General features: G+C 60.3%; 24 protein-coding genes. 5 read left to right on the top strand and 19 right to left on the bottom strand.

Annotated features, from left to right (window positions below):
- Positions 1-20 precede the first annotated feature (20 nt).
- The 7 genes from ACILSO_RS27335 to ACILSO_RS27305 form a co-directional block, all read right to left on the bottom strand.
- Positions 21-2,897, bottom strand: coding sequence for an ATP-binding protein (locus ACILSO_RS27335; RefSeq protein ID WP_395740665.1), 2,877 nt, complete (start codon positions 2,895-2,897; stop codon positions 21-23).
- Complete coding sequence (locus tag ACILSO_RS27330) at positions 2,894-3,373, bottom strand: response regulator (RefSeq protein ID WP_395740664.1); 480 nt, start codon at positions 3,371-3,373, stop codon at positions 2,894-2,896. Before ACILSO_RS27330 ends, ACILSO_RS27335 begins: the two co-directional genes overlap by 4 nt.
- Positions 3,374-3,410: 37 nt before the next feature.
- The gene (locus ACILSO_RS27325) at positions 3,411-5,585 is read right to left on the bottom strand and encodes a GspE/PulE family protein (RefSeq protein ID WP_395740663.1); all 2,175 of its coding nucleotides are present in this window, start codon (positions 5,583-5,585) and stop codon (positions 3,411-3,413) included.
- Between the two features lie 19 nt (positions 5,586-5,604).
- Positions 5,605-6,138: a type II secretion system protein gene (locus ACILSO_RS27320; protein WP_395740662.1), complete on the bottom strand. Its 534-nt coding sequence runs from the start codon at positions 6,136-6,138 to the stop codon at positions 5,605-5,607.
- A 12-nt stretch (positions 6,139-6,150) separates the two neighbouring features.
- A complete protein-coding gene (locus ACILSO_RS27315; RefSeq protein WP_395740661.1) occupies positions 6,151-6,555 on the bottom strand; it encodes a type II secretion system protein in 405 nt (134 codons plus the stop codon).
- A 24-nt stretch (positions 6,556-6,579) separates the two neighbouring features.
- Positions 6,580-7,068: a type II secretion system protein gene (locus tag ACILSO_RS27310; RefSeq protein ID WP_395740660.1), complete on the bottom strand. Its 489-nt coding sequence runs from the start codon at positions 7,066-7,068 to the stop codon at positions 6,580-6,582.
- Between the two features lie 118 nt (positions 7,069-7,186).
- Positions 7,187-7,582 (bottom strand): prepilin-type N-terminal cleavage/methylation domain-containing protein, encoded by a 396-nt coding sequence (locus ACILSO_RS27305; protein WP_395740659.1) that lies wholly within the window; start codon positions 7,580-7,582, stop codon positions 7,187-7,189.
- Between the two features lie 267 nt (positions 7,583-7,849).
- Here ACILSO_RS27305 and ACILSO_RS27300 point away from each other — a divergent pair, with 267 nt between their 5' ends.
- Entirely contained in the window at positions 7,850-8,266 is a 417-nt protein-coding gene (locus ACILSO_RS27300; RefSeq protein ID WP_395740658.1) for a rhodanese-like domain-containing protein, read from the top strand.
- Positions 8,267-8,294: 28 nt separating this feature from the next.
- On the opposite strand, the gene ACILSO_RS27295 is transcribed toward ACILSO_RS27300, so the two are convergent.
- The 3 genes from ACILSO_RS27295 to ACILSO_RS27285 all read right to left on the bottom strand — a co-directional run bounded on the left by ACILSO_RS27295 (position 8,295) and on the right by ACILSO_RS27285 (position 11,925).
- Entirely contained in the window at positions 8,295-9,137 is an 843-nt protein-coding gene (locus tag ACILSO_RS27295) for an MBL fold metallo-hydrolase (RefSeq protein WP_395740657.1), read from the bottom strand.
- Positions 9,134-10,516 (bottom strand): NAD(+)/NADH kinase, encoded by a 1,383-nt coding sequence (locus tag ACILSO_RS27290; protein ID WP_395740656.1) that lies wholly within the window; start codon positions 10,514-10,516, stop codon positions 9,134-9,136. The genes ACILSO_RS27295 and ACILSO_RS27290 overlap by 4 nt, the downstream gene beginning before the upstream one ends.
- A 101-nt stretch (positions 10,517-10,617) precedes the next feature.
- Positions 10,618-11,925 (bottom strand): acetylxylan esterase, encoded by a 1,308-nt coding sequence (locus ACILSO_RS27285; RefSeq protein WP_395740655.1) that lies wholly within the window; start codon positions 11,923-11,925, stop codon positions 10,618-10,620.
- A gap of 102 nt (positions 11,926-12,027) precedes the next feature.
- Between ACILSO_RS27285 and ACILSO_RS27280 the strand changes: the two genes are divergently transcribed.
- The gene (locus ACILSO_RS27280; RefSeq protein ID WP_395740654.1) at positions 12,028-13,029 is read left to right on the top strand and encodes a phosphodiester glycosidase family protein; all 1,002 of its coding nucleotides are present in this window, start codon (positions 12,028-12,030) and stop codon (positions 13,027-13,029) included.
- A 7-nt stretch (positions 13,030-13,036) separates the two neighbouring features.
- Here ACILSO_RS27280 and ACILSO_RS27275 read toward each other — a convergent pair whose 3' ends face one another.
- From ACILSO_RS27275 to ACILSO_RS27245, 7 genes are all read right to left on the bottom strand, one after another.
- Positions 13,037-14,863: an FAD-dependent oxidoreductase gene (locus ACILSO_RS27275; RefSeq protein WP_395740653.1), complete on the bottom strand. Its 1,827-nt coding sequence runs from the start codon at positions 14,861-14,863 to the stop codon at positions 13,037-13,039.
- Between the two features lie 30 nt (positions 14,864-14,893).
- Positions 14,894-15,742 (bottom strand): SMP-30/gluconolactonase/LRE family protein, encoded by an 849-nt coding sequence (locus ACILSO_RS27270; protein ID WP_395740652.1) that lies wholly within the window; start codon positions 15,740-15,742, stop codon positions 14,894-14,896.
- A complete protein-coding gene (gene tsaB / locus ACILSO_RS27265; RefSeq protein WP_395740651.1) occupies positions 15,739-16,368 on the bottom strand; it encodes a tRNA (adenosine(37)-N6)-threonylcarbamoyltransferase complex dimerization subunit type 1 TsaB in 630 nt (209 codons plus the stop codon). The genes ACILSO_RS27270 and tsaB overlap by 4 nt, the downstream gene beginning before the upstream one ends.
- A 51-nt stretch (positions 16,369-16,419) precedes the next feature.
- On the bottom strand, positions 16,420-16,836 hold the full coding sequence (gene tsaE / locus ACILSO_RS27260; RefSeq protein ID WP_395740650.1) for a tRNA (adenosine(37)-N6)-threonylcarbamoyltransferase complex ATPase subunit type 1 TsaE: 417 nt from the start codon (positions 16,834-16,836) through the stop codon (positions 16,420-16,422).
- A 313-nt stretch (positions 16,837-17,149) separates the two neighbouring features.
- Entirely contained in the window at positions 17,150-18,055 is a 906-nt protein-coding gene (locus tag ACILSO_RS27255) for a thiamine-monophosphate kinase (RefSeq protein ID WP_395740649.1), read from the bottom strand.
- A gap of 145 nt (positions 18,056-18,200) precedes the next feature.
- Positions 18,201-18,518, bottom strand: a complete 318-nt coding sequence (locus tag ACILSO_RS27250) for a hypothetical protein (protein WP_395740648.1) — start codon at positions 18,516-18,518, stop codon at positions 18,201-18,203.
- A gap of 296 nt (positions 18,519-18,814) precedes the next feature.
- Positions 18,815-19,429, bottom strand: a complete 615-nt coding sequence (locus tag ACILSO_RS27245) for a superoxide dismutase (RefSeq protein ID WP_395740647.1) — start codon at positions 19,427-19,429, stop codon at positions 18,815-18,817.
- Between the two features lie 303 nt (positions 19,430-19,732).
- Here ACILSO_RS27245 and ACILSO_RS27240 point away from each other — a divergent pair, with 303 nt between their 5' ends.
- On the top strand, positions 19,733-20,257 hold the full coding sequence (locus ACILSO_RS27240) for a hypothetical protein (protein ID WP_395740646.1): 525 nt from the start codon (positions 19,733-19,735) through the stop codon (positions 20,255-20,257).
- Between the two features lie 54 nt (positions 20,258-20,311).
- Positions 20,312-22,285, top strand: a complete 1,974-nt coding sequence (locus ACILSO_RS27235; RefSeq protein ID WP_395740645.1) for an adenylate/guanylate cyclase domain-containing protein — start codon at positions 20,312-20,314, stop codon at positions 22,283-22,285.
- A 109-nt stretch (positions 22,286-22,394) separates the two neighbouring features.
- Here the strand turns inward: ACILSO_RS27235 and ACILSO_RS27230 are convergent, their stop codons facing one another.
- The gene (locus ACILSO_RS27230) at positions 22,395-23,288 is read right to left on the bottom strand and encodes a hypothetical protein (RefSeq protein WP_395740644.1); all 894 of its coding nucleotides are present in this window, start codon (positions 23,286-23,288) and stop codon (positions 22,395-22,397) included.
- Positions 23,289-23,573: 285 nt separating this feature from the next.
- Here ACILSO_RS27230 and ACILSO_RS27225 point away from each other — a divergent pair, with 285 nt between their 5' ends.
- Positions 23,574-25,202 carry a GIY-YIG nuclease family protein gene (locus ACILSO_RS27225; RefSeq protein ID WP_395740643.1) on the top strand — a complete coding sequence of 543 codons (1,629 nt, stop codon included), beginning with the start codon at positions 23,574-23,576 and terminating at the stop codon, positions 25,200-25,202.
- A 313-nt stretch (positions 25,203-25,515) separates the two neighbouring features.
- On the opposite strand, the gene ACILSO_RS27220 is transcribed toward ACILSO_RS27225, so the two are convergent.
- Positions 25,516-25,902: a DUF2237 family protein gene (locus ACILSO_RS27220; protein WP_395740642.1), complete on the bottom strand. Its 387-nt coding sequence runs from the start codon at positions 25,900-25,902 to the stop codon at positions 25,516-25,518.
- Between the last annotated feature and the right edge of the window lie 449 nt (positions 25,903-26,351).

The raw sequence follows: 26,351 nt of genomic DNA, 5'->3' as shown, positions 1-26,351 counted from the left end.
GACACACCTCCGGCCATGCTTTAGAAATTCATCGGAATCTGCGAGGCTTCCACTGCGAGCGCAGGAGGAATGACGCGGCGGAAATCATCCAGTGACACGGGCTTGGTAAGGAAGGCGTTCATGCCGCAGTCACGGCATTCTTCTTTAACCCCCGTGAGCGCATGTCCCGTCATGGCAATGATGGCGGGCTGGTGCTTGAGCTGGAAGTTTCCGCGGATGCGCCGGGTGGCCTCCACCCCGCCCATCACCGGCATCTGCAAATCCATGAAGATGATGTCATAGCCGCCCTGTGCGACCATGTTTACGGCCTCTTCACCATTGTTGGCAATGTCCATCCGCACATAACCTAGGCGCTGCAGCAGCATGCTTGCGATCTTCTGATTCAAGGGCTGGTCCTCCACCAGCAGAATGTGCGCCGGGTTCTGACTGGCAAAATTGTCAGCCTCCGCTTTGGCGGCCTTGGCGATGGCACGATTGGTGGCCTGGGAGACCTGAATGTCATGACCACCCGCTGCGGCACGTGCTCCCGCATGATTGGATATGGCCGGAGGCGGCGGCGTTTCCAAAACGGACGGCGACTCAAAAGTGGCTGCGTTGTGCTGCACCATCGGCATGCCTTGAGGCTGCGGCTGGTAGTAGGCAGGCTGTGGCGATGCCTGCGGCATCATCATTGGCTGCTGCACAGGCGGAGGCATCATCTGCGGAGAAACCATCTGCGGCATCATCACCGGCTGCTGCTGATTCACCGGCGTAGTGATCGGGCGGAGGTTTGGCGCAGGGGCCGCCATCTGGGTCGGCGCATTGGCGGACCAGGCCGGAGGCGCTGCCTGCGCGACGACGGGAGAAAGAATGACGCGGCGCGGCATGCGGTACAGCTCCGCCATGGTGCGCAAAAGCTCGCGGCGCTTGATCGGCTTGGACAGCCGCGTATGCCGGCTGCCGGCAGGCGGGCTGAAGCGTTCACGGTCCAGCTTGGCGCTGGTGATGGACATAATGGTGATGATCGCGGTGCCACGCATGGCGGCCGCATTCAAAAGAACGACAGCCTCCTCGTGCCGGATTCCCGTCACATCGATGATGAACAGGCCGGCTTCTTCAATCACGTCGTCGAGTTCGGAGAGAGAACGGTCTCTCAGCAGTCTCACCGTCATTCCCCACTGCATCAGCGACTGGTTCAGTACCTGCAGAGTGGTGGGATGCGCGCTGTAAACGGCAACCGGCCGCGCCTTGACCACATCGATCCAAGACAGCTCTTCATCGCGTGATTCATCGTCCGGAGCGACGACGAGAGGCAGTTCAAAGAAGAAGTCAGACCCCTTCCCTTCCTCGCTCACCACACTGATCTCCCCCTGCATCATTTTGATGAGTTTTTTGGAGATGGCGAGCCCCAGGCCCGTGCCGCCATATTTGCGCGTCGTGGAGGTGTCCGCCTGATTGAATGCCTGGAAGAGCTGGCCGATTTTTTCGGGCGGAATGCCGATGCCCGTGTCACGCACGGAGAAATGCAGCAGTGTTTTGTCCCCCTGCGGAGTTTGCCTTGAAACCTGGCGCACCAGGATCAGGATTTCGCCCTTCTCGGTGAATTTGATGGCGTTGCCAACCAGGTTCACCAGGATCTGTTTGATGCGCTGGAAATCTCCGAGCACCTTGCGCGGCAGCGCCGAGTCGATGTGCACGTTGAGCTCGATGTTTTTCTCCGCAGCCTTGTGGGAGAAGACATCCGTGGTCTCACTGAGCAGTTTCTCGATGTCCACCGGCAGCTTTTCCATGTCCATCTTGGCGGACTCGAGCTTGGAGAAGTCGAGGATGTCATTGATGACATGAAGGAGTGATTCACCGCTGGAGCGGATCATGCGGATCAGCTCCTCCTGCTCCGGATCGAGCCCCATTTCAATGAGCAGGCTGGTGGTGCCGATGATGCCGTTCATCGGTGTGCGGATCTCATGGCTCATGTTCGCCAGAAAGCTGCCCTTCGCGGCAGTGGCGGTTTCCGCCTGACGTTTGGCGGCTTCGTATTCCACCAGGAGGGTGTGCTTGCGCTGGTCCTCCTCCTGCACATGGGAGATCATGGTGTTGAACTCCTCCTGCACCAGGTCCAGGTCATCGCAGCCACGTGCAGGGACGCGGACATTCAGATTTCCGGAGCGCATGGCGCGGAAGGCGTCAATGAGGGCGTGGGTTTTTTTGGTGATGCGTCTGCCGATGATGTAAAAGCTGAACACGGCCAGGGCCAGTCCTGCACATGCGCCAAGAATGGGCACGGTAAGGCGCTGAGCATTAAAAAGATGCCTCAGCTGCACCAGAGGCTGGCGCACGATGAAAGCTCCCGCCACATGCCCGCTGCGTGAGTACAAGGGCGCTGCGCTGATAAGCCAGTGGTCTCCGCCATTGATCTCCAGATTCCGACTGTCGCTGGTGTCATCCATCACCAGGGTGCTGCCTGCCATGACGCGATAGATCAAGTTCTCCATGTGCGCCGGAGAAGGGTCATCAATGACGCAGTTCTGGCAGACGGGAATGATGGCGATCGGTGGAGACTTTGCCACGGGCGGAGAACCCATGCCGGCTGCCTGCTGACGCGGGGCCACCACCTCCACCTGCAGGCCGAGGTTCTGCAGAGCGGGCGGAATGTCCACAGTCTGCAGCCGCATACGCATGCGCGTTTCATTCTCCCAGTTGAGCGAAGCCACCCCGGTCAGCTCGCTCTCGCTCAGCGCCTGCCGGTTCAGTTCCATCTGGCCCGCCAGCGCGACAGCACCCAGATAAGAACTCTGCACAAACCGCAGCGTGATGAACTCCTGCCAGATAAACCCGGCCGCAGTCGCCCCTGCCCCCACCAAAACGGCAAACATGCCGAGCAGGGTAAAGCGGTTGGCGATCTGGAAGTTAAACCTCATGATGCGAAGCCATTTTTGAAGGTCATTTGACCCGGTTCAGTCGCATCTGATTCCTGAACCATCGCACGGCGTACCGCGAGACAGAGGCTTTCGAGGTTGAAGGGTTTGTGCAGCACATCCACGAAGCCTATGGCCTGGCAGAGATCCTTCACATCTTCCTGGAAATACCCGCTGCAGGCGATCACTGGCATTCGAGGATCACAGGCACGCAGCCATTCGAGCACCTCAAATCCCGAGGCCCCGCCCGGCATGGTCAGGTCCAGAATGGCTGCCGTGAAGCGCTGCCCCTCCTCCAGCCCCTTCCGCACAAGTTCGAGCGCCTCCTCGCCGCTGCGCGTGGCAATGGCCTCAAACCCGTGCGCCTCCAGCACGGCTTTGCCTACGGCGAGAACATGGGGTTCATCATCGACTAGCAGCACTCGTGCGATGGCACGGGAGGCAAAATCACGAGGCATTAGCTGGGTGGTTTCTGACATGGCGGAGAATCGTTGTGTGTTTAAATTTTCAGGCGGCTTACATGGCGGTGTAGCTCAGGCATTTGATCTCATCGAGCGAGGTGTGCCCCCCGATGACCTGCTGCAGGCCTTCCTGGTAAAGAGAGCGGAATCCATTTTTGAAGGCGGCAGCTCGCATCGCGCTGAGCGGCGCGCCTTCTTCGACCAGATCCCGAAGTTCGTTGTTCACCTCGCACAGCTCCATCAGGGCCACGCGACCGGCATATCCGGTGCCATGGCACTCGTCGCATCCGCGGGCGTTGTAGATCGGCGTGGTGATCGGCTGGGTGATGACGGCCTGCTTCGCCAGCAGGTCCTGCACATCCTGCGGCGCCTGCATGGGCTGTTTGCAGTAGCTGCACAGGCGGCGCGCCAGTCGCTGTGCCTGGCTCAGGGCCAGCGAGTCCGCGAGCAGGTATTTTTCCACCCCCATTGAAAGCAGTCGTGAAACCGCACGCAGCGAGTCATTGGCATGCAGCGTGGTGAGCACCAGATGGCCCGTGAGCGAGGCGTTCACTGCCGCCCCCGCTGTTTCCGCATCACGCGACTCACCGATCAGGATGATGTCCGGGTCGGCACGCAGCAGGGCGCGCAGCCCATTGGCGAAGTCCAGCCCGCGGGCGTTGTTTGTCTGCGTCTGGTTGATTCCCTCGATTTCATATTCGATGGGGTCTTCGATGGTCTGGATGTTGACGCTCTCGTCGTTCACGCTGTTCAGCAGCGCGTAGAGCGTGGTCGTTTTACCAGAACCCGTGGGACCGGTTACGAGCACCAGCCCCTGGTCGCGCTGCATCGTGCGGGTGAGAATGTCGATCTGCCGCTGGGAGAGATTGAAGTCCGAGAGCCGCTTCACGCCATCCTGCTTGTCCAGGAAACGCATGATGACCTTCTGGAACTCACGCCGGGTCGGCACGGCCGCAACACGGACGTCCACCCGCCGGCGACCGATGGAGAGCGCCATTCGCCCGTCCTGACACTCCTGCCGGTTCTGGCTCATGCCGGCGTAGTTTTTCAGCAGCGCCACATAGCGGTTCAGCTGGCTCTCCGGCGCCGTCATGATCGTCTTCATGGTGCCGTCCATGCGCGCGCGGAAGCGCGTGAAGCTGTAAAACTTCTCCAGGTGCAAGTCAGATGCCCGGCAGCGGATGGCGGTGAACAGCGCCCACTGCACCAGCTGCTCCGGATCCGTGTTCGGGTTCTGCGGATTGATCCGCGCCATGTCTTCGGGAGAAATCTCCACGACGCTGGCGTCATCAGCCACGGAGAGCGAGGCCCCCTCCACGGAAGCCACTGCGCTGGGGTCAAAGGTGGCGCCTGCGCGGTTGATCGCATCACGGATGCTTGCCAGATCCGCCAGCACGGGCACGATCTTCACCGAGGGATTGCCCATCGAGAGCCATTCGTCCTCGAAGGCGTAGCAGTCTGTGCTCTCGCTCAGCAGGAAGACCACCTGCTTGCCTATGTAGAGCGGATAAACGTTGTGCCGTTCCAGCAGCGGAATCGGGAAGAATGTCTGCCGCGGCGCCTCATTGGCGCTGTATACCAGCGTCCTGCATCCGCTGACGAGATGCTGGAGGGCGATGCCCATGTTGCGCTGCACCACATTAAAATTCGTGATGCCCAGCGTCTCGGACTTGCCCTTTTGTGCCTCGTAAAACCCTTTCAGCTTGGTGATTTCAGCCGGCTCATACGGGTAGTGCTCCAGCAGCCACTGGAAGGTGCCGTCCAGCCCAAGGTCGGAAAACACCGGCGGCTGGAGCTGCTCCATGGCATTGGACTGGGAGATTGGCATCTGGCCGAAGCGCTGCACCAGATCCTTGCGGGTGTTCTGGTACTGCTCCTGCGTCACCAGCACACGAATCGTGAGGAAGTGCGGCACTCCCCACAGATCTCCCGCCCTTGGGTTGTGGTGCGCCATCACCAGCAGCGGCCCGATGGTGCTCACGGGCAGCCATGGATCCGCCACATAAGGCACGCGGCCGAGTTTGCGGATCAGGCGCTCCGCATCAGGAGAGCAGCTCTCGCGCAGGAGCGTCACCGGCAGCATGCCATGCTGCAGCGCCAGGCCTTCGATGGATTGAATCGCCAGGATCGCTGTCTGCCGGGCCTCGACTATCGTGTTTGGCGGATTACTCGCAGCACCAAAGGATTTTGGTGCGGGAGAGTTCGTCGGGATCTGTAGGAGGGCAGACATGGGGTGGGGCGTGGCAGAATCAATGTCCGGCCGTTTGAAAGTTCGGCGGGAAGACAAATGCCGTGGTGAAGTCCGTACCTTCGAAATTCATGAGAATGCCCGATCCGCTTGTCCCTGGAGACAGCAGTTCAAACATCTTGCCCGTCCAGCGCAGGCGGTGCACCGAGGTATCGCTGGAGGAAATGGGGTTGTACCGCGGATCGACGTAGGGGGAGCCGATCTTCGCCCGGTTCACATTGGGATCCCGAAATTGCAGCGTACGCAGAATGACCAGTTCGTCCGCCAGAGAGCCGCTGTTTGCATCAAACTGCAGTTCATAATTATTCTGTGCGAAGCGATAAACCGCCTGGTTCAGCATTTCTTTTCGCTCCACTGCCAGCGCATCCTTGGAGCCGCCAATAAACTGGCTGAAAGACCCCACCGTGAGAGCTGCCATCACACCCATGATCGAAATCACGATCACCAGTTCAGTCACAGAATATCCGCCCTCCCTGCCAGACTTCTGGCAGGTGGTTTGCAGCAAGCGAAATCTCCTGTGAGTGGAGGTGTTCATGCCATGAGTGCGTCAGTAGTAAATGATTCCGGTGGGACTGGTCAGCGACACCTTCGTCATGGAGGTGATGGATGCGGCGAAACCCACCGAGTATCCGGAGGGCAGAAAGGCAGTCAGCGTCGCCTCGGAAAAACTCAGGTAGGGACGCAGCAGGAGGTATTTCGAGTCCGGAGTCGAGGCAGCGGCCCAGTCCAGGGCTGCCTGAGTCCGCCCGCGCACCTGGATGAAGCTCGCCTGCGCCAGGTTCAGCGCCTCCGCGCGTGCGATGGCGAGGTTGCGCTCACTGTCACCGCGCATGCGCGTGACCGAAGGGATCGCCATGAAGGCGATGATGCCGATGATCGATACGCAGGCCATCATCTCCACCAGCGAAAAAGCGCGGATGAGTGAGCGTCGGCGGGTCTGTGTGGCGTTCATGGCGGGGAAAATGTCTGCGCTTCCTTATTGGTTGGCCAGGTTGACACGTGGAAAATCTCCGCTCTGCCAGTCGGGCAGCGTGAGGTACTGCTGCGCATTGCTCAAAGCGGCGGTCAGGAGCTGGTTGGCGTTGGTCGTGTAATCCAGAAAGTGGTCGGCTGTCGTTTGATCGATGAATCCGGCGCGCAAAGTGGGGTCAGGCGAAGTGGGATTGGGAACCAGAAGGTTGAAACGTGCCAGGCTGCTGGGCAGCGAGTTGTAGGTGGAGCGAACACTTTCAAGGCTGCGAACCTGGGAGGTGCTTCCCACCCGGCCCTGGGCCATCACCCATGCCGTGAGAGCGCTCTGCACAGACACCTGCTGCTGCCGGGCCATGACGCGGTGCGCGTCACGCGAGGCATTGGAAATGGCGGCCACCACGAGAGATGACATGATGCCGATGATGGCAATCGTGAAGATCGCCTCGACAAAGCTGAATCCCTTCTGTCTCTGCTGTCCGACTGTCGTGTTCATAGTCAGCTCCACCCCTGCTACCTGTTGCAAAAAAACCGCCGGGGAGTCACCTCCCCGGCGGACGTGAATCGTCCGAAACTGAGTTTAATCCCCAGCGCCGGGCGCGTCAGCACCAGTATTAGTAGGTGCCTGGATCGTACTTCACCTGCTTGTTGGTGCCGTCCCAGGTCAGGTAGCTGGCGACCTTGGTTTCTTCAGTGTCGTTGATTGGGCCGGAGGTGAACAGCTTGCCGGAGAAGGCGCCCGTGGAAGGCGTCACGCCCGTCTGGGCCTTGGCAAGGAGGTTCGTGCTGTCCCAGCCAGTGGTGTCAACGCCAGCAGCGATGGCGGCGTTAAGCACGGAGGAGACGGTCTGGGCATTGCGCTTGGCGGCAGCGTCACGGGCGCTGTCGTTCAGGTTGCCGATGTTCGGGATCGCGATCGCGGCGATGATGCCGATGATGGCGATGACGACGAGCATTTCAACGAGGCTGAAGCCAGCCTTGCGGGAGGTGTTGAGCTTGATGTTTTTCATAGTGTGTTTGTGTGTTTTGGCTGTTGGTGTTGCTTCGAGTTGTTCAGCTCTTGGAGTCGTTCAATCTCGAATTATTGTATTTATACTCAGTGTTGAAGATTGATTCAAGATAAATTTCATAATTCTCACAAATTTCTCACAATCTCCATATTGGCAGCCTTCATTTCCCCCCCTATCCTCGATTCCTTTCCGGGTTCTTTTCACCGCGAAAGGGATGTTTGTTCGCTCTCGAATTAAGAGCATCCTTTTTCCTACCTCTCCCGCTTCATGAGATTTGGTCCCCTCTTCGTTCTGCTCTGCGCTTTCTCCCTCTGGGCCGCGGCAGAAAACCTGCCCCCTGCACCGATCATCCCCGCCGAAATTCACGAAATTGCCCCGGGAGATGTCCAACGCCAGCTGGTGGATCATCCCGAGACACTCATCGTTGATGTCAGGACCGAAGATGAGCGCCGCTCACGGGGCCACGTGCTGAATTCGCTGCATTTCGATTATTTTCACGGAAAGGAAACTCTCGACGCGATCTCCAAGCTGGACCACGCGAAACCCTGCATCGTCTATTGTGCGATCGGCGGGCGCGCCCAGTTGATCGCTGTCGAAATGCACAAGCAGGGCTTCAAAAACATCCTGCTTCTCAAAGGAGGCTTCAATGCCTGGACCGCCAGCGGCCAGGCCGTGGCCAGGTGATGCGCCAGCCAGGAGCCCTCCCTCCCCACTACTTCCTGATCTCTAGTTTTTCTCCGCAGCGCATCACTTGATATGGCTGCTGCAGCCGTTCGCAGGCGTTCACAAATTCGGCGGGAGATTCTGTGTTGAATTCAAACATGTCGTAGTGGCAGGGCACCACGAGCCGCGCATTTCCGGCCCTGGCCAGCGCGGCAGCCTCCGTGCCATTGAGGTTTCCGGCCACCCGGCGTTCAGGTTTGTTCCCGTTGATCGGCAGCAGCATCAGATCGCAGGGATGCTCACACACCATCTTGAGGATGTCCTCGTGCCAGAGCGTGTCTCCACTGTGGTAGAGGGTGAAGGGGCCGCACTTCACCAGAAAACCCGTGTAGTGGCAGTCGCCCTGCGCATCCCGCAGCACCTCGTTGTGCTTGGCGATCACGCCGCGCAGTTCCCAGCCATGCTCGACATAGACATCGTGGTCCCCGATTCCGCAGAAGGTCACCTCGGCATCTCCCAGACGTTTTTGGGCCTCATCCATGATGGGATGCGGCAGATAGAGCCGGAAACCGGGATTCGCCGCCGCCAGAGGTACCAGGGTGGCGCCATCCAGGTGGTCCGTGTGCACATGGCTCGCCGTCACCCGGCTGATGCCGGTGAGCTGCCGGGGATCAATGCAGCGCTCCGTCATGCGCACATGCGGCTTGTCGGTGGCGGCGTATTTTGTTGTCAGCGAGTCGGAAAGGTAGGGATCAAACAGCAGGCGCTCCCCTGCCCACTGCACCAGAAACCCGCTCTGCCCCAGCCACCAGACGTGCAGCACGTCTTTCTCATGGGAGGCTGCCGCCATGTCTGCCAGCAAGGCTTCGCCCTTTTGAAAAGCCGCGATCATGCTCCGAATTGGATGGCTGCAATTTTCTCCGCCATGTCATGGCTGGCACAAAAGACCAGTTCCGCCGCCGCAGCCCGGGACATGCGCGCATGCAGCGCCACCACCCGTCCTCGGCTGAGACCGTCCACGTATGCCTGCACCGGCCGGTGGAGAGGATCAATGTTGCGGATCTCCACCGTCGTGTCCGGAGAGAGCAGCGCACTGCGCCAGTGCGCCGGCTGCAGCACGTTGGAGCCCACCAGCAGCCATGCGGGTGTATCCGCCAGCAGCGGTGCCGCGCCCATGCTGCGGGCATAGGCCGTGGAGCCGGCGGCGGTGGCCACCAGAGCCCCATCGCACACCAGTTTGGGAATGCGGGGCACATTGTTCACCGTGATCTCCAGCCAGGCAGACTGGCTGGTGGCGCGCTCCAGCCACGCGTCATTGAAGCCATGCGCCGAGTGCCGCTGCCCGTCTTCGTCTTCAAACTCAAGGAACAGCATCGGCATCTGGCGGAAGATGACGTCACTGGGAGGAAAGGAATGCGCCTGCACCTGCTCGGGCGCATTCAGCAGGAAGCCGAGATGCCCGGCATTGATGCCAAAAAAGGGTAGTCTTGCGCGCCAGTGCTCGCGGATGCTTCGCAGCATGGCCCCGTCCCCCCCGATCACGCTGATGAACTCCGCGTCCTGCATGGCCACATGCTTGCCATCCACGGCGCTGCACAAGTCACGCACCTTTGGGATGGCGGTATCCGCCTGGAGAAAAAACTGCGCGCCCTCCAGCGTGCCCCGAGCCCAGTTTCCCGGCACCGGTGCTCGGTACAGACCGTAGCGAGCCATATAGGCCTGGGCTCGCGGCGGCACCAGATTCCCCACGGGCACTCCCCGGCTCAAGGCATCGCGGATTTCGGTGCTGGAGCCTTCCACCAGCAGCTCGATGATTTGCACGTGTGGCGGCAGATCGCCGTCATTCAGCTGGTAGCCCGGCCGTTTGAGCACGGCAAAATGGGCCTGCTGCCAGAGTTCCGCGCCGTGTTTCCACGTCCGCTGAATGAGAGACTCCCCCCGCGCCCCTCCCACGAGCAGGTCCGCACCCACCACATGCCAGACCTCTCCCAATGGCGCAAAGCGCGTCTGGAGTTCATAGTTCCGCGTGAAGGTATCCTGTTCGAAATCCGAGAGATCCACCGTCACGCCGGCAAGACCGCCAAACACGATGTCTGCCAGCGCCGCACGATACACCGCCGGAACACTGTCCGTCGTCGGCTTGTCCGGACGCGGCCCACAAGGGATCACCCGCACCTCGTCAAATTCCTGCGCCAGTCTTGCCGCGATGGCGGCATGGTGATTTCCTGGTGGATTGAAGCTGCCTCCAAAAATGGCGATCCGCTTTGGCATGCCGCACCGTGGCAGTGGTCCATACGAGTGCAAGCAGGCAGAAAATGTTCCTTTGGAGTCATTTGGAAACGACCGCAGTTTTTTGGCGGTCGCACCCGTTGTCACCGGGCCTTGCTGTCCCGCACATGCTTGAGGGCCGCCGCCTGCATGAACTTGCTGGCCGCAGGCGTGTTGGTGTGTCCGGCGAGCACGTCGTTGTGAATGGCCTTGGGAATGGTCAGAGCGTTGTAGGCCGCATAAACGCTGGTCGGCGGGCAGGTGGTGTCGATGAATCCCACCGTCACCACCGCGCCCTGGCATTTGGCACGGGCGGCAAAGTTGACGTTGTCAAAATAGCGGGAGGCCTGCAGCGCCGCAGGGTTCGGTTTGCCATCGGCGCCGTTGGGGACGATTTTGGGCCAGCCTGCAATCCGGTTGGCCTGGCTGCCGGTGTGATCACAGCCAGCAGGAACGCCGGCGCAAATGTAGGAAACGCGTGCGTCCAGACCCGCCGCTGCAAAGGCCTGAAACCCTCCCTGGCTGGAGCCATAGACGATGAGCGTCTTGCCATCCCACTCGGGCTGCGAGGTGAGGAAATCAATCGCCCGGATCAGTCGCAGGAACATGCCTTTGAAATAAACCTTCTCGCGATCCTGCACGCCTTCGATGCGGTAGTCCTTCAATTCGCCCGCCGCCAAAGCATCATAAAACTCCTTCGGCTTCCCATTGGGCAGGCCGTGTGCATTGATGTCCATGGAAAGCATGCCGCCTTCCTGGAGCGCCCATGAGACGCTGCCCAGATTGGAACTGCGCACGCCTGCTCCATGCACATGCAGGATCGCAGGGAGGGACTTTGCCTTGGCATTCACCGGCTTGCCAAAATAGCCGCTCACCGGCTTGCCCAAGCAGTCGATCTGCACGTCAAAGGCCTCCACTCCCTTGGGTGCGCCCGTGGTGACGGGGGTGAGAGTGGCTTTCGCAGGAACCTGCGCCAGTGCGGCTTTCTGCGCGTTCCAGAACGCCTCAAAATCATCCGGCACCGGCATGCTGGGCTTGAGCAGCAGCGGGTCGTAGCCCGCTCCAGCCATCGTCGTCGCCTTGTCGCTCGTGGCACGCAGCAGCAGGAAGCCGGGTTCGTCCAGCTTGCCGATGATCGTCGCCTTGCCGTCCTTGATGTTCAGAGTCTGCGGCGGCTGAGGCTGGAGGCCGTCCTTGGAAAGCACACAGACCACCTTCCCCTCCGGCAGCGGTTTGCCGTCCTGTTGCGCCTCGATGGTGAAGGTCGCGGTCTCACCGGTTTTATACAGGGCATCCGGATGATCTGTGCTGGCCTTGAGCGTGAGTGCCGGAGCAGGTGCGGGTGCAGGCGTCTGCGCGTGCAGGTTGAGGGCGGCCAGGAGGAAAAGAGAGGAAACCAAGGGCAATTTCATGCAACGATGATCGAACAAAGACCACTCTGAATCAATCTTCATTCAACGGAGTGACATCGCTCTTGATCGCGCCGGAGTTGTTCTCCATTCTGCCCCACCCCCATGCCTACAAAACGCGGATGCCTGAAACTGCTTCTGCTGCTCGTCCTTGCCGGCGCGCTGCTGGTGTGGCTTGGCGGTGAGATTTACTTCAACCTCAACAGCAACCTCGTGGCTGTCAGCGTGCGGGATTCCAAGCAGCCGCTGCAGATCCTGACCAAACGCGGCGAGTGGAAACCGGCCTCCGCTCTGACGGCTGGAGACATGGAGGCGGCGCTCATCGAACGCCACCGCGAGACGGGCATGCGCTGGGCCACGCTCAAGGTGCGGCGTGAGGGGGGCGCCCTCGCCAACATCGCGCAGCGTCTTTTCGGGGCGGAAGTCCAGGTCATCACCCTGTCCGCGGACCGCTTCGACTTCATGACGACTTTTCAACCAAAGTTTGCCCTGACCACCGCGCGCGAGCGCATGGCAGAGGGGAACCTGTGGTTTGCCATCACCGCCAATTTTCGCGACCCCAAAGGGCGGCCCATGGGCTGGGTCTATCATGAAGGCCGTCAGGTGAATCAACCCTTCGGCGACTGGAGCGGCTGCTTCTTCGTCAAAGACGGCCGCCCCTGGTGCGGGCCGAAGTCGCTGCTCAATGATGTCCCGGGCCTCATCACGGAAGGCTGCCAGGTCTATCCATCCGTGATGAAGAACCACACCACCTTTTCCTACGTGGAGAAGGATCCGGAGCTGTTTTTCGAAGGAAAACGGATCAGCTACCGCTCCCTGGCCGGCATGCGCCAGGATGGCACCATCGTCTTCGTCCTCTCGGGAGACGGCGGCGTCATGAACGTCAGTGAAGTCACCGAGATCGCCCGCAAGCTGGACGTCCAGCATGCCACCCTGCTCGATGGTGGGCGCGCCCTGCAATACTCCATCCGCACCGATGACGGCCCCTGGCACTTCCACGCCTTCAACACCGAACTCCCTCTCACGCACAAGTGGTTCGAGCGCCAGCGCTCTCCCGTTTACATCGGGGTACGTCGGAAGGCGCCGGTGATCGTGGAGAGCAAGTGAGCGAGGCTCACTTCTTGAGCTCTTTCTGCCAGTCTGGGTGCTGCTTTTTGTAGACCTGAAAGGCTTCGTGCTCCTCTTTGGAGATCTTGCCGTCTTTGTTGGTGTCTACATGGGGAAACAGCCATTCCCAGCCGGGCTTGGCTTCGCTCCAGGCTTCCTTGGACTCATACTCACCCGTCTCCACAGCACCGGCCTTGGGGCGCACATTGGGGCCGGTCCATTGCAAAATCTGGCCACGCTCCAGCAGGCGTGCGCGCAGTTTTGCCATGTCGATCTGCTGCACGGGTTTGTCCGCATGGATCGACTGCGCAGCGGCGACGCCGGAGGATTCTCCCATGACGCAAAACACCGGCTCCATACGGGCGGAGGCGTAGGCGATGTAGCTGGCTGAGAAGCACACCGGCACGAGGAGATTGGTGCAGGCGTCTGACTTTGGCGTGAGCGCCCGATACGGAATGGGATAAGGATGCCCGGTGCCGTGGGAACCACCGACGAACATGTTGCCCTCCGTTGCCACGCCCATCTGCCCGGTGCCAGGATCTGCCACGGCGTAACGGCGCACGGGATAGATGTCCACACCGTAGAGCGCCAGGCCCACGCTGTCTTCCACCTGCGTCTTGTTCCACACGTCATCCAAAGTCAGGATGTAGGGTCCCTGCATGCGGCGGGTGAGGCGCACGTAGAGCTGATTGGGCCAGCCTTCGGTGTCGGCATGCATGGTTTTGTCCAGCCCGAGCGATGCTGTTTCCTCGCGGAACTTTTCCGGCACGCGCGGGTCCGTGCTGAGGAAGTGGTGCAGGCCGCTCAGGTAATCCTTGTGCTGCCTCCAAACGCGCGATCTTGCCTCCCAGTTCCTGTCCTGGTAGTAACGGCTGACGCCGAGCGGAGCGATGGTGACGAGGGAGTCGCGCTTGTAGTTGTACTCACCGCTGTTCATCCAGCCGGGGAAGATGTCGCGCAGGCGCTTGAGCAGCTTTGCCTCTCCGCCTTCCGTCGTTCGCACCAGATGCTCCACGTAGCGTCCAACCACTTCAAACTGTTTGGCGTCGTAGCCTTCCGGTTTTTCAAAGGGGATTCTCTTCTCCGCATCGCGCGTGACGTAGAAGCGGTAGTTGTAGGCCTGGGTGTAGTCATCGGCCGCGCCCTTGGGCAAACCGTGATCTGCATCCACCAGCGGCAGCGTTCCGCTCTTTGCATCGCCTTGCACCACATAGGGGTCGATGGGGGTCCAGTTCGTCGTAGGGCCTACGCCTGCGAGTTCCTCATTGAAGACCTCCTTGGCTTCGCGACCGACGGCATAAGGCACCGCAGCGGCAGGAAGGAGATCGCCCTCATAGCTGGCGTCGATGAAGACCTTGGCTTCGATCACTGCGGCTTCGGCCTGAGACGCCTTCGGGGCGGGAACGCCGTTTTTGTCGGGCGGAGCCAGCTCCAGGATGAGTTTGGTGATCGTCGTTCCTGTTTTTTCCACTTTCTGCAAGCGGTGCTCGAAGACCACGGGGATCTTCTCTTCCGCCAGCCATTCTGCAAAGGCCTGGCGGATGACATCCGGTCTGTTTCCCAGTTTGAAAACCCGGCTCGTCGTGAGACCACCCACGGCCTGCGGTGCGGCACAGTCCTGCATGGGCTTGATGCCGGCTCCGAGGATGCCCCCGACCCAGCGACTGGGCTCCACCACGAGCACCGTGCAGCCTTCCTGATGAGCGGTGACTGCCGCGACGATGCCCGCCGGTGTGGCACCGTAGACGCAGACGTCCACTTTTTGGGAGGCCGCTACAGCTAACGCAGGCTTGAGCACCAACAGGAACGACAGGGCAAGGAGAGGACGAATCATGCGCCTATCTGAACCCGGCTAGGAAAACTGTCATCCTCCAAATGCGCTGGACGGCACGCCCTGAGCACCAGTTTGGCAGACGAAGAGGCGGCCGGCGAGGGGTTCGACGAAGCCGGGTTTTTTGCCCGTGGTGATGTAGAGATCGCGCAGTTCGGGGCCGCCGAAGGCACAGGCGGTCGTTTCGACGCAGGGGAAGTCGATCTGGGCCTCCACTTTCTTCGTGGAGGGATCGAAGCAGACGACTTTGGCGCCGTGGCAGAAGGCGATCCAGAGGCGGTCTTCGCTGTCGATGGTCATGCCGTCGGGGGAGGAGGGATCGGCGCTGGTGTCCCAGATGACGCGCTCGTTGGTGATGGCGCTGGTGGCGTTGTCGTAGTCGAAGGCGCGGACTTTTTTGCTGGGGGTGTCGATGTAGAACATCGTGTCTGCAGCGCGGTTCCAGATGATGCCGTTGGAGTTGGTAACGGGGCCGAACTTCTTTTCGACGCGGAGGTCGGTGTGGAGGCAGTAAAGGGAGGCATCAGGGCGCTTCTGGAGGCAAATGGTGCCGGCCCAGAGGCGGCCGGCGGGGTCGCACTTGCCGTCGTTGAAGCGGTTGTCGGGGAGGTTGGGTTCGGGGTCGGCGATGGGGGTGCTGATGCCGGTGGCTTCGTCGAGGAAGAAGAAGCCGTTGTCGCCGGCCCAGACGAGGCCGCCGCTGGCGCGGGGGACCACGGTGCCGACGCGCTGGCCGACGTCCCAGACTTTTTCTTCTCCGGTGGAGGGGGTCAGGGCGATGATCTTATAGGTTTCAATATCAACGTACAAGAGGCGGTCGTTGTGCCAGATGGGGCCTTCGCCCCACTCGGAGACGTGGTTGGAGATGAGTTCGGGGGTCATGGGGTGGAAAGGGGGCGTTTGGGGAGGGTGATGAAGGCCTCGGCGAGGTAGTGGGGGATGAGAGGCTGGGCGATGAGGGCGGCGAGTTCGTCGGGGGGGAGAGACTGGACGATTTTGGCGAGCTTAGCGGCGTCTGGTTTGGCGATTTGGACGGGCAAATTGAGCGGCGCTTTGGGGTCAGTTGTGTACCATATTCCGCAATCGGAGGCCTTTTTTTGGGCGATTTCGGCGGAGACGATTTCGAGGTCGGGGAGCAGTCTGCCGTTTTCGATGCTGGCGAGGTAGAAGCTCTGGCGGCGGGCATCGCCGATGATTTGGTAGGTGGCGGGGGTGTCGAGGTCCAGACCAGCTAAGGAGCACCAGGCGGCACACCAGATGTTGCGGGAGAGGGCGATCCCTTGGGCGGCGGCAATGGCGATGCGGACCCCGGTGTAGGAGCCGGGGCCGTTGCCAATGACGATGCCGGTGAGGTGATTGCCGGCTGCTGCAAGGGCTTCTTTCAGCGGGGCGAAGACCTGGGCATTGTGGGAGCGCTCGGACTGGAAGGAGGACTGATAGAGCACGTCATCTCCATGCACGACGGCGATGGAGCCGTGGGCGGTGGAGAGGTCGAGGGCGAGGAGCATGCGGGGGAATGACGAATGACAGAATGTCGAATGACGAAGGGACTAGAGTTTTTAGGACTTAGCGGATTCGGTGACGGTGCGCGAATTATCTTGTGTGGTCTCTATATGGAACCAGCGGGTGTGGGGAGGGAGGAGGTCGGGAAAGAGGTCGGCCCATTCGACGATGATGACGCCGGGTTCGGTGAGGAATTCGTCCCAGCCGATGCCGATGACTTCGGCGGCGGTGTCCATGCGGTAGAAGTCGAAGTGGAAGACGGGGAGTCGGCCGTCGAGGTATTCGTGGACGAGGGTGAAGGTGGGGCTGGTGACGGCGGCGTGGGAATTCATGCCGGCCACGATGCCGCGGGTGATCTGGGTTTTGCCGACGCCGAGAGTGCCGCAGAGAGCGATGACGTCACCGGCGGAGAGGGTGGGTGCGAGCTGTGCGCCCCAAGCGTGGGCGTCGTCGGCGGTGGCGAGGGTGATCATGAGAGGGCCTGGGGGGGAGTTTATTTGGGAACGGCTTGCAGGAAGAAAGCCTTCAGATTCCGGCTAAAGCCGGTACTACAATACGTGCGCTGGCTGGTTTCGAATTTTGGGCGATGCGGTGATTCCGGAGCGGGCTAAAGCCCGAACTACGTACTCAGAAGGGCTGCGGAGAGGAGGAAGGTAGAAAAATTAGGGGTAGAAAAATTTCAGAGCCGGACACTTGAGAGACTTTGAGGGTGTCTTGGATGAGGCGGAAAGCTCCAGAGGGCTGGAGCACTCCAGGACGCGAAGCGGCGGCGGAGTGGTGGGTGGCTCAGGCGTCGGCACTGAGGGCGAAGTGGTCCCAGCCGGTGCTTTCGAAGTCGGGGGGGCGGCCTTCGCCGGGGGGGACGAGTTTGCCGATGATGGTGAGGGGGAGCTTGGGGAAGGCGGCCTGCCATTTGGCCTTGAGAGACTTCACGCTGCGGGGATTGACGGCGAGGAGGAGTTCGTAGTCTTCACCATCGCCCCAGGCCTGATCGAAGGTGCAGCCGGGATTGCAGGGGAGAGAGGCGACATTGACCTGATAGTGGGTGCCACTGGCGAGGGCGAGGCGGGGGAGGTCTTTGGCGAGGCCGTCGCTGATGTCCATCATGGCATGGGGATGGGCGTTTTCAGAGAGCCAGCGGCCTTCCTCGAGGCGGGGCTGGAATTTGAGGTGTTTTCCAGTGATGGAGCCGCCGAGGCGGCCGGTGACGAGGATGACATCGCCGGCTTTGCCTTCGCTGCGGGAGAGCCAGCGCTTGGAGGGGACGGTGCCGCTCATGGAAATGGAGAGCATGAGGACAAGGCCACGGGAGGTCTCGCCACCGACGATGTTGATGCCGTACTCTTTGGCGATGGCGCGCATGCCGCGATAGACTTCGGAGAGGAACTCGACCTCCATGCTGGGCGGGGCGACGAGGGTGACCATGGCGTGGCGCGGGGTGCCTCCCATGGCGGCGAAGTCGCTGACGACACGGGCGATGGCCTTGCGGCCGATGAGCTTGGGCGGTGTCTCGAGGGTGAAGTGGACGTCCTGCACGAGGGCGTCGGTTTTGAGGAGGGTGTGCTCGTCTTTGGAGCCGCGGACGACGGCGCAGTCATCCCCTGCCCCGGCGATGACGTCGCTGTCGAGCTTCACACCGCGCATGAGTTTGCGGATGAGGTTGTCTTCTCCGATGTCGGCGAGGGTCGGCATCAGAGGGGAAGGATGAATGATGAATGATGAATGACGAATGGCAGAACGGAGGCGTTCATGGCGAACGGGCGCGAGTGGGTGGGAACTGACGCGAATGGCGATTGGGACATCCGGACTTCATTCGTCATTCTGCATTCGGGATTCGTCATTGTTTTACGATGACGTTGGTGCCGTCGAAGTGGAGGAGGCGGTTTTTGAGGCCGCGGAGGGCTTGTTTGTGGATGTAGATTTCGGTGCCGCCGATGGGATGACGGTGCTCGGTGGCGGCCTGGGCGCCGCTGATCCAGGTGAGCTGGCACCACTCCTGGCCGCTGAGATCGCCTTGGGAGCAGCGGACGTAGTCGAGGTGGATGACTTCGCCGGGATGGCCGATGGCCTCGCTGCTGTGCTTCGAAGCCAGATAGTCTGCGAAATCCTGAGAATAGATCAGGCCGTTGCGGAGGCGATGAAGGACTATGGACATCGAGAAAAGGATGAAGGAGGAATTATGAAGGATGAATGGCAGAGGGGAGCGGAAGGAGACGGTGGGATGGAGGGCGCTCTGGAGGGCAGAAGGGGTGGGTGGAGGAGGGAAGCCGGAACCGGATTCCGGCTGAAGCCGGTACTACAATACAGCGCTGGGTAGGTCGATGGCTTTGATTTTGAAAGGTGCTTTCACTCCCGAATTTGTTGATGGTGGGAGGCTGAAAGCGACAAAGCGCGGGACGGGCAGGCCGTTCCGCGCTTTGTGAGGAAGACGTGGCTTCAGGAAGCGGGAAATCAGCCGATGGCGGCGTTGTAGCGGTCTGCCACAGCGGTCCAGTTCACGGCGTTCCACCAAGCGGCGATGTAGTCGGGGCGCTTGTTTTGATATTTGAGGTAGTAGGCGTGCTCCCAGACGTCGCAGCCGAGAATGGGGGTGCCGGAGCCGTCCATGAGCGGGTTGTCCTGATTGGGAGTGGAGGTGATGGCGAGCTTGCCGTCCTTCACCACGAGCCAGGCCCAGCCGGAGCCAAAGCGGCCGACGCCTGCCTTGCCGAAGGCTTCCTTGAAGGCGTCAAAGCTGCCGAAGGTGGAGGTGATGGCGTCTCCGAGGGCACCGGTGGGGGCGCCGCCGGCGTTGGGGCCCATGATGTTCCAGAAGAGGGTGTGGTTGTAGTGACCGCCGCCGTTGTTGCGGATGGGGCCCTGGACGTCTGCGGGGACCTTGGAGATGTTTTTGCAAAGGTCTTCGATGGAGAGGGCTTCGAGGTCGGCCTTGCCGGCGAGGGCGTTGTTCAGATTGGTGACGTAGGCGTTGTGGTGCTTGCCGTGATGGATCTCCATCGTCTGCTTGTCGATGTGGGGCTCAAGGGCGTCGGTGGGATACGGCAGTGGGGGGAGTGTGTGGGCCATGGTGTTGGGGTGGGGTTGAGGTTCTCGGGGTAAGTAGAGGGAATACGGGCGCGGGCAAGAGGAAGGTTGTGGCGAGTTCTCTATGCGAGCTGCGAAGGAGGGTGACGGGAGGGGGGGACGAGATTTACGATTTATGATTTTAGAGGCCTAGGGTGAGAGGGATGGTGGTTTTTGTGGGTCTGGGGACGGGCGATGCCGCACAGAGGACTGTGAGGACCACTTCGGGGCGGGACAATTCGGGGAACGGCGAAAAAGGGGGTGCGGGTGGGACGTTCGTATGGCAGTGCCCATTCTTATTCATACATGAAACATGCTTTGATCTTCCGTGTCGTTCTTGGTCTGATTTTGAGCTCGTGCCTGTCTTCGTGCGGGATGGCGTTCCGGTCGGAGTGGAAGAAGGCGCCGGTGACGTCGGGGGTGGAGGGGAAGTGGAAGGGAACGTGGCTGAGCGATGCGAACGGGCACCATGGGGATCTGTCCTGCGTGGTAACCAAGGCTTATGCGGAGCCGTTTATCTGTGGCACATGCCTTTCGCCGACTGCTCGGACGGCTCTGCAGCGCGAATCGAAGCGTGAGTCGCTCCTTCCGCATCCCTTCAGCTTTTTCTACCGTGCCACATGGAAGACGATCCTGAGCGGCAGCTACAAGTCCACGCACACGGTGCAACTGCAGAAGGACGGGACTTACGTTTTCAAAGGGGAGCACAAGATGCCTGGATGGGCGGGCGGCCTATATCACTATGAGGGGACGATCAAGGGGGATGAGTTCAAGGCGAACTACCGGTGCGCGATGGACAACGGAACGTACACGATGAAACGCGTGCGGTGAGCAACCATGCGGGCGGGTGCTGTGTTTGTTCCGCGGCAGTTGGTGATTTTTTTCATGAAGTGGTTTCACAGTTTTCGGGCGAAGCTGATCCTCACGGTGTTTCCGGTGGTGGCGGGGATCACGATTGCGACGCTGGTGCTGGCGGAATGGAAGTTTGTGCAGTCGTACCGGAAGCTGTTTGAGGAACAGTTTGACTCGCAGATTGGCAGTTATTCCTCGGCGAAAAAGAAGCGGACGGAGGCCTTGTCGAAAATTCTGGACAAGCTGGCCCATGAGCCGGACCTGCTGGCTGATCTGACGAACAAGAATTTTGAGGCTGCGGGCCAGCGGGTACGGACGGAACTGGAGAACCTGACGAGTGACCGCATTTTGAGCGACATCCCCGGTGCGAACCTGATGAAAGGCCCAGGCGGCCCCGGCCTGGCGCTGCTCTCAGGGCCGATGGTGGCCGCGAGACCGGGCGGCAATGAAAAGGACAGGGACAAAGACAAGGATAAGGACAAAAGCCGGGAGCACCTGCTGGCGAAGCTGCCGATGTCGCAGCAGCCATCGATCGACCTCATTGACCCGGAGGGGAACTTCCTCGTGTCGTCCAGGAAGAACCTGTCCGGGGGACGTGGCAATCTGCCGCCGCTGAGGCTGAAGGAGAGGCCGACGAGCGCGGAGTTTCGGCGCAAATCTGGCAAGATGCAGTGGCTGGGAAATCGAAAGCTGGAGGACATTCTGAAGGAGCAGGAGGTGGGGTATCAGCGGGTGGAGTACGGAGAGGAAAACCGCTACGAGCAGGTGCGTGAGGTGTACATCACTCCGCTGCGGGATCCGAAATCCGGGGAGTTTCTGGGAGCGATCCTTTTCGGGCTGCCGCTGCAGGTGCTGGCGGAAAAGGTGCTGTATGAGCAGACGAAGCACTCGGACCTGGGGGAGATCATGAGCGGGGTGTGGGTGGAGGAGGGGCTGGTGAGCACGACGATCCCGAAAGAGGAGAGGGAGATCGTGGCGGACCACATCGCGGATTCGATCCACCATACGCACAAAACGCAGCGTGGGATGAGTGTGTGGATTCACGGGGAGAGGCACCAGATTTATTATCGCGTGCTGAATCCGGGGTCCCCTTTCCCACTGGCGGCGCAGGTGAATCTTTACCCACTCTCGGCGATGGACACGGAACTGTCCGAACTGCGGCGCGATGTGGGCGGGCTGGGGGTGGTGTCTCTACTGATCGCGCTGGTGGCGGTGATGTACATCTCGCGCGGGCTGTCGGGACCAATCCGCGAGATCGTGAACGGGACGCAGCAGATCGAGCAAGGGAACTTTGATGTGCGGGTGCCGGTGCGTGGCGAAAACGAGCTGGGGAAGCTGGCGGCCTCTTTCAACGAGATGGCGGCGGGGCTGGCGCTGCAGGAGAAGTACCGCAGCGTGCTGAATGCGGTGGCGGACCGCACCGTGGCAGAGCAGCTGATCACCCAGAGCGGGACACTGGGCGGGGAGCTGCGGCATGTGACGATGCTGTTCTGCGACATCCGCGGATTTACAGCACTGACGGAGAACATGCCGCCGGCGGATGTGATCGAGCTGCTGAATGAACACATGACGGCGCTGACCGAGGTGGCGTATCAGCACGGGGGGATCGTGGACAAGTTTGTGGGGGATCTGATCATGGTGCTGTTTGGCGCACCGCAGAGCACGGGGGAGGATGCAGTGAAGGCGGTGCAGTGCGCGCTGAGCATGCTGCAGGTGCGGCGGAGGCTGAACGAGGTGTCCAAGCATTCGCTGGAGGTGGGCATAGGCCTGGCGACGGGACCGGTGGTGGCGGGGTGCATGGGGTCTGACCAACGGCTGAGCTACACGGTGCTGGGGCATCGGGTGAACCTGGCGTCAAGGCTGTGCAGCATCGCGCAGGCGGGGGAGATCATCATGGACGGGGAGACGTATGAGGACTCGAAGAGTTTTATTCAAGCGGCGCCGATGCCACCGATGCAGCTGAAGGGGATTTCGGAGGCGGTGCATCCGTGGAGGGTCGTGGGGTAGATGCTGTCCATCCTTCGCACTTCGTGCTTCGGAGGACTCGCTTCGCTCGGATGCTGATGCTCTGGGAAGAGAACGGCATCTGTGCATGCACTGGTGCGGTCAAAGTCTGCTATTTTTTTGAAAGTTCGAACTCGTAACGCTTCCGCAACCACCACTCCTTAAATTTCAAAACTGCTTCGTCGATCGAGGGATCGTAATTGTCGTGCATGTAACCGAAGTTGTCGCCCACAGCGCTGAAGATGAATCTCAGCACATTGTGCCGGAATTGATGATTTGGAGCGTCGTCATGCAATGGTACGGAGGCGGCATCCAGAAGGGTATCCAAAATATCGATTCCGCGCTTGTCCCGAAAGTTCACAAGTGCCCGTCCAACGGCAGCTCGTTGGTTATAACTGTCAGTGGTATTATCCCGCTTAGTAGTGTGGTATATTTCAAGAAGCAGAGGAATAGCTTTGTCTGCGGGCAGCTTTTGAAGAATTTCGATTTCCATGGGGTGCCCATGAAGATGGTCTTTGAACTGGCTGGCCACCCATGCCGCCCCGCCCCAGTCCACCACCAAACGAACTATCCCAGCCGGGCATCGAGAACCTTCCGACTTCACCAGTTCCCATAAAATGGTCTGGACTTCGTTTTTCGTGTCAGCGGGCAGGTCCAAGGAGAAGTTCCTCAGACCCATTGCTGCGTATTCCCGATCATTGTTGTTTTTCCCACTCCTGACCACTTTGATCAATGCGTCCGCCGATTCAGCCGAGTATCCTGAAATCGCAAGGCCCCAGACAGCCATGAACCTTAGTTCCGGAGGCGATTCCGAAGATGCCGCCAAGCGTGCAACTTCCCGCTTGTTTTCATCCGTGATGTGAGGATGCCCATATTTATCCACTTCGAAAAGCCTTCTCTCGGGCAGTCTGGCGATGGACGGAAAAGGATCGTCAGCCCCAAAAGCCACCAAATACCAGCCGGCCAATAATACAGGCATCAGCAACGCTTTCGAAGTGCTCTTCATGGCTTCTGCATTCAATACCAATGGCACCCTTTTACAAGCATCTTCCCTCCAACATCTGGATGCTGTGTATCGCAAGATGGGGAGGCCTGAGGGCTGCGTCCAGACCGCCCATGGAATGTGCGGACCACGCCGGATGAACCGGGCCGAGATGGCTGCAGGGTAAGGGGAGGTGATGGAACAAGGCTGCCTGGAGGCGGTGAGAGGCGTATTGTGAATGGTCCTGATGGACTGAAGGGAATAGATGGACCATTCTTTGAGTCCGCCTCCTTTGTCTTTGATTTCCATATGCCTTCTCCTCGTGCCAAACCTGACCTGATTGTGAAGCTGCGGGATGTGCCGCATGTGCCGGGGGTGTATATTATGCGGGATCGGCTGAACAGTGTGATCTATGTGGGGAAGGCGCGGGATCTGAGGAAGAGGCTGGCGAATTATTTCACACCGGCGAGATCGCAGCTGGCGGACCGAAAGACGCGGGCGCTGATCGCGAGCATCTGGGATTTTGAGCTGCACCAGGTGCGCAACAACACGGAGGCGCTGGTGCTGGAAAGCAAGCTGATCAAAGAGTTCCGGCCGAGGTACAATGTGACCTTCCGGGATGACAAACGCTACTTCATGGTGCGGGTGCATTTTGGCGATGCGATCCCGCGGCTGTCCACGACGCGGCTGAAAAAGGATGATGGCGCGAAGTATTACGGCCCCTTTCCGCATGGGATGGCGCTGAGAACGACGCTGAACTGGCTGAACAAGAAATTTGGCCTGCGGGTGTGCCGGCCGCTGAAGCCGGGCGAGGCGGACTACAAGCACTGCAGCAATGACATCATCAAAAACTGCTCGGCGCCGTGCATCCTGCGCATCTCGCTGGAGGACTACAAGAAGCGGGTGGAGCAGGCGTGTGAGTTTTTGGAGGGGAAGTCGAAGGATCTGGTCACGGCGCTGGAGGAGGAGATGCAGCATGCGGCTGCGCGGATGGATTTTGAGAAGGCGGCGGAACTGCGGGACATGGTGGAGGATTTTAAAAAGACGCTGGTGCCGACGCGTACCTTTGAGCGCGGAGCGCGGGCGCGCGCGGTGCGCACGATCGATCCGATGGCGGATGTGAAGGAGCTGCAGGAGCTGCTGCACCTGGAGAAGATACCGCTGGTGATGGAGTGCTTTGACATCGCAAACATCGGCACGGCGCACTGCGTGGCGAGCATGGTGCGGTTTAAAAACGGGGTGCCAGATAACTCGAACTACCGGCGGTATCGGATCAAAGCGGTGAGCGGGCAGAATGATTTCATCAGCATGGCGGAAGTGATCCGGCGGAGGTTTTCACGCATCTTGCTGGAGGGGCGCAAGGTGGCTGGAGATGATGCGGAGTTTTCGCAGGAGGAGCCGATGGAGGCGATGCGGAGACTGGAAATGACGACTGACGAAGGTGAAATGCCGAATGATGGGAATGATGACGGGGCTGCGGGCGGCAAGGCTGTGAAATTTGTGAGGCTGCCGGATCTGGTGATCGTGGACGGTGGCAAGGGGCAGCTGGGGATGGCGGTGGCGGAGCTGCAGAAGCTGGGGCTGCATGGGCTGCCGATCATCGGCCTGGCGAAGGAGAACGAGGAGGTGTATCGGCCGGGAGAGAGTTATCCGGTGATCATTCCACATGAGCGCGGAGCGCTGAAGCTGCTGCAACGGATCCGTGATGAAGCGCACCGATGGGCGAATGGGTACCACCAACTGCTGCTGGGCAAGCGGGTGGCGGAGAGCATTCTGGATGACTGCCCGGGGGTCAGTGACGCGAGGAAGGCGGCGCTGCTAAAGGCGTTTGGCTCGGTGGCGCGGCTGCGAAAGGCGACGGTGGAGGAGATCGCGGAGGTGCCAGGGATCAGCAAGGTGCTGGCGGGTCAGGTGAAGGAGTTTCTGGAGAGCCGGTGAAGCGCCAGAATGGGGTTGGCCGAAAAATGGAAAAAATCGGAGGTCGGAAATTGGCCGCAAAGAGGCACAAGAATTGCAAAAAAATCAGATGGAATGGGAAAGAGTGATGTGGATCTGAGGGCGCGGACGAATAGGTCGGATAAGCCGGATAGGTCTTATGGGGCCTATTTGGGGTGAGGGCGGTGGAGATGTGCTTGACCGCCAGGGTGGTGATAAGGACTTAGGTGCTTGGGTAACTCGGTCGATTGGCACGGACTCGAAGCTGCAGGATCGAGGACGATTTCGAGTAGGAGGACGAGGACGAGTGAGCTGGTTACTCGTCTTCGATGGATTCGCCGGGGTCGTCGAGGGCGTGGGCTTTGAGGTCTTCGAGATCGACCCATTCGAGGGCGGATTCGTGGGTGGCGGAGAGAGCGACGGGTGGAGCGCAGCCGGCATCGAGGGCTTCTTTCCAACGGGACACGCAGAGGCACCAGCGGTCGCCGGGTTTGAGGCCGGGGAAGTCCCATTCGGGGGCGGGTGTGGAGAGGTCGTTGCCGCTGAGGTAGGAGAAATTGAGAAACTCTTCGGTGGCTTCGATGCAGACGGTGTGGAGGCCGACATCGCCGGGGCCGGTGCGGCAGTAGCCGTCGCGGTAAAAGCCGGTCATGGGTTTGCGGCAGCAGCAGGTGAGGGGCTTGCGGAGGACGTTTGTGCGCATGTGGGAAATGATTAATGCGGCATCATGGGAGAGCCAAATCATTCCCTTTCGAATGGGAGTGAATGTGTGTGATGAGGCGGTGAGAGGAGGACAACGCTGAGCGCTGAGCGGGGGCGTGAGGGATCAGGATGATCTCTCTCCTACCGGAGAGCGGGGGCGTCTCTTATGCGTTGTGTCCTTATTGAGCGGTGTGGGGGGAGCGGGGCGGCCCAGACCGCACACGGAGAGTGCGGGCCACGCCGCCAGGGGCGTGACGGCGCCAGGGGTTTAGTGTTGGCTTTGGAATCCGACGACGGCGGGCCGGGGACGCAGGCTGTGTGAAAACACTCTTTTTAGAGAGGCCTGCCCGGAATGCCGGTTAAATTCTGGCATTCTGCCAAGCGATTTTGCCTTCAGTGCTGTGCTGCTTTCCTGAGCGCTTGTAATGCGCTTATCAGAGGGAGGGTGCA

This window comes from Prosthecobacter sp. (genome assembly GCF_044226605.1).
In the GTDB taxonomy this organism is placed as follows: Bacteria; Verrucomicrobiota; Verrucomicrobiia; order Verrucomicrobiales; family Verrucomicrobiaceae; genus Prosthecobacter.
Note: the sequence above shows the minus strand (reverse complement) of the source record. Positions and strands in the feature narration are given on the sequence as shown.

Bases quoted from the DNA above. Each gene is read 5' to 3' on its own strand.
- ACILSO_RS27335 (WP_395740665.1), bottom strand. From the start codon at position 2,897: ATGAGGTTTAACTTCCAGATCGCCAACCGCTTTACCCTGCTCGGCATG.
- ACILSO_RS27285 (WP_395740655.1), bottom strand. From the start codon at position 11,925: ATGAAATTGCCCTTGGTTTCCTCTCTTTTCCTCCTGGCCGCCCTCAAC.
- ACILSO_RS27295 (WP_395740657.1), bottom strand. From the start codon at position 9,137: ATGATCGCGGCTTTTCAAAAGGGCGAAGCCTTGCTGGCAGACATGGCG.
- ACILSO_RS27280 (WP_395740654.1), top strand. From the start codon at position 12,028: ATGCCTACAAAACGCGGATGCCTGAAACTGCTTCTGCTGCTCGTCCTT.
- ACILSO_RS27270 (WP_395740652.1), bottom strand. From the start codon at position 15,742: ATGACCCCCGAACTCATCTCCAACCACGTCTCCGAGTGGGGCGAAGGC.
- ACILSO_RS27305 (WP_395740659.1), bottom strand. From the start codon at position 7,582: ATGAAAAACATCAAGCTCAACACCTCCCGCAAGGCTGGCTTCAGCCTC.
- ACILSO_RS27315 (WP_395740661.1), bottom strand. From the start codon at position 6,555: ATGAACGCCACACAGACCCGCCGACGCTCACTCATCCGCGCTTTTTCG.
- ACILSO_RS27300 (WP_395740658.1), top strand. From the start codon at position 7,850: ATGAGATTTGGTCCCCTCTTCGTTCTGCTCTGCGCTTTCTCCCTCTGG.
- ACILSO_RS27320 (WP_395740662.1), bottom strand. From the start codon at position 6,138: ATGAACACCTCCACTCACAGGAGATTTCGCTTGCTGCAAACCACCTGC.
- ACILSO_RS27325 (WP_395740663.1), bottom strand. From the start codon at position 5,585: ATGTCTGCCCTCCTACAGATCCCGACGAACTCTCCCGCACCAAAATCC.
- ACILSO_RS27290 (WP_395740656.1), bottom strand. From the start codon at position 10,516: ATGCCAAAGCGGATCGCCATTTTTGGAGGCAGCTTCAATCCACCAGGA.
- ACILSO_RS27250 (WP_395740648.1), bottom strand. From the start codon at position 18,518: ATGTCCATAGTCCTTCATCGCCTCCGCAACGGCCTGATCTATTCTCAG.
- ACILSO_RS27245 (WP_395740647.1), bottom strand. From the start codon at position 19,429: ATGGCCCACACACTCCCCCCACTGCCGTATCCCACCGACGCCCTTGAG.
- ACILSO_RS27220 (WP_395740642.1), bottom strand. From the start codon at position 25,902: ATGCGCACAAACGTCCTCCGCAAGCCCCTCACCTGCTGCTGCCGCAAA.
- tsaB (WP_395740651.1), bottom strand. From the start codon at position 16,368: ATGCTCCTCGCCCTCGACCTCTCCACCGCCCACGGCTCCATCGCCGTC.
- ACILSO_RS27235 (WP_395740645.1), top strand. From the start codon at position 20,312: ATGAAGTGGTTTCACAGTTTTCGGGCGAAGCTGATCCTCACGGTGTTT.
- ACILSO_RS27330 (WP_395740664.1), bottom strand. From the start codon at position 3,373: ATGTCAGAAACCACCCAGCTAATGCCTCGTGATTTTGCCTCCCGTGCC.
- ACILSO_RS27275 (WP_395740653.1), bottom strand. From the start codon at position 14,863: ATGATTCGTCCTCTCCTTGCCCTGTCGTTCCTGTTGGTGCTCAAGCCT.
- ACILSO_RS27255 (WP_395740649.1), bottom strand. From the start codon at position 18,055: ATGCCGACCCTCGCCGACATCGGAGAAGACAACCTCATCCGCAAACTC.
- ACILSO_RS27225 (WP_395740643.1), top strand. From the start codon at position 23,574: ATGCCTTCTCCTCGTGCCAAACCTGACCTGATTGTGAAGCTGCGGGAT.
- ACILSO_RS27240 (WP_395740646.1), top strand. From the start codon at position 19,733: ATGAAACATGCTTTGATCTTCCGTGTCGTTCTTGGTCTGATTTTGAGC.
- tsaE (WP_395740650.1), bottom strand. From the start codon at position 16,836: ATGATCACCCTCGCCACCGCCGACGACGCCCACGCTTGGGGCGCACAG.
- ACILSO_RS27230 (WP_395740644.1), bottom strand. From the start codon at position 23,288: ATGAAGAGCACTTCGAAAGCGTTGCTGATGCCTGTATTATTGGCCGGC.
- ACILSO_RS27310 (WP_395740660.1), bottom strand. From the start codon at position 7,068: ATGAACACGACAGTCGGACAGCAGAGACAGAAGGGATTCAGCTTTGTC.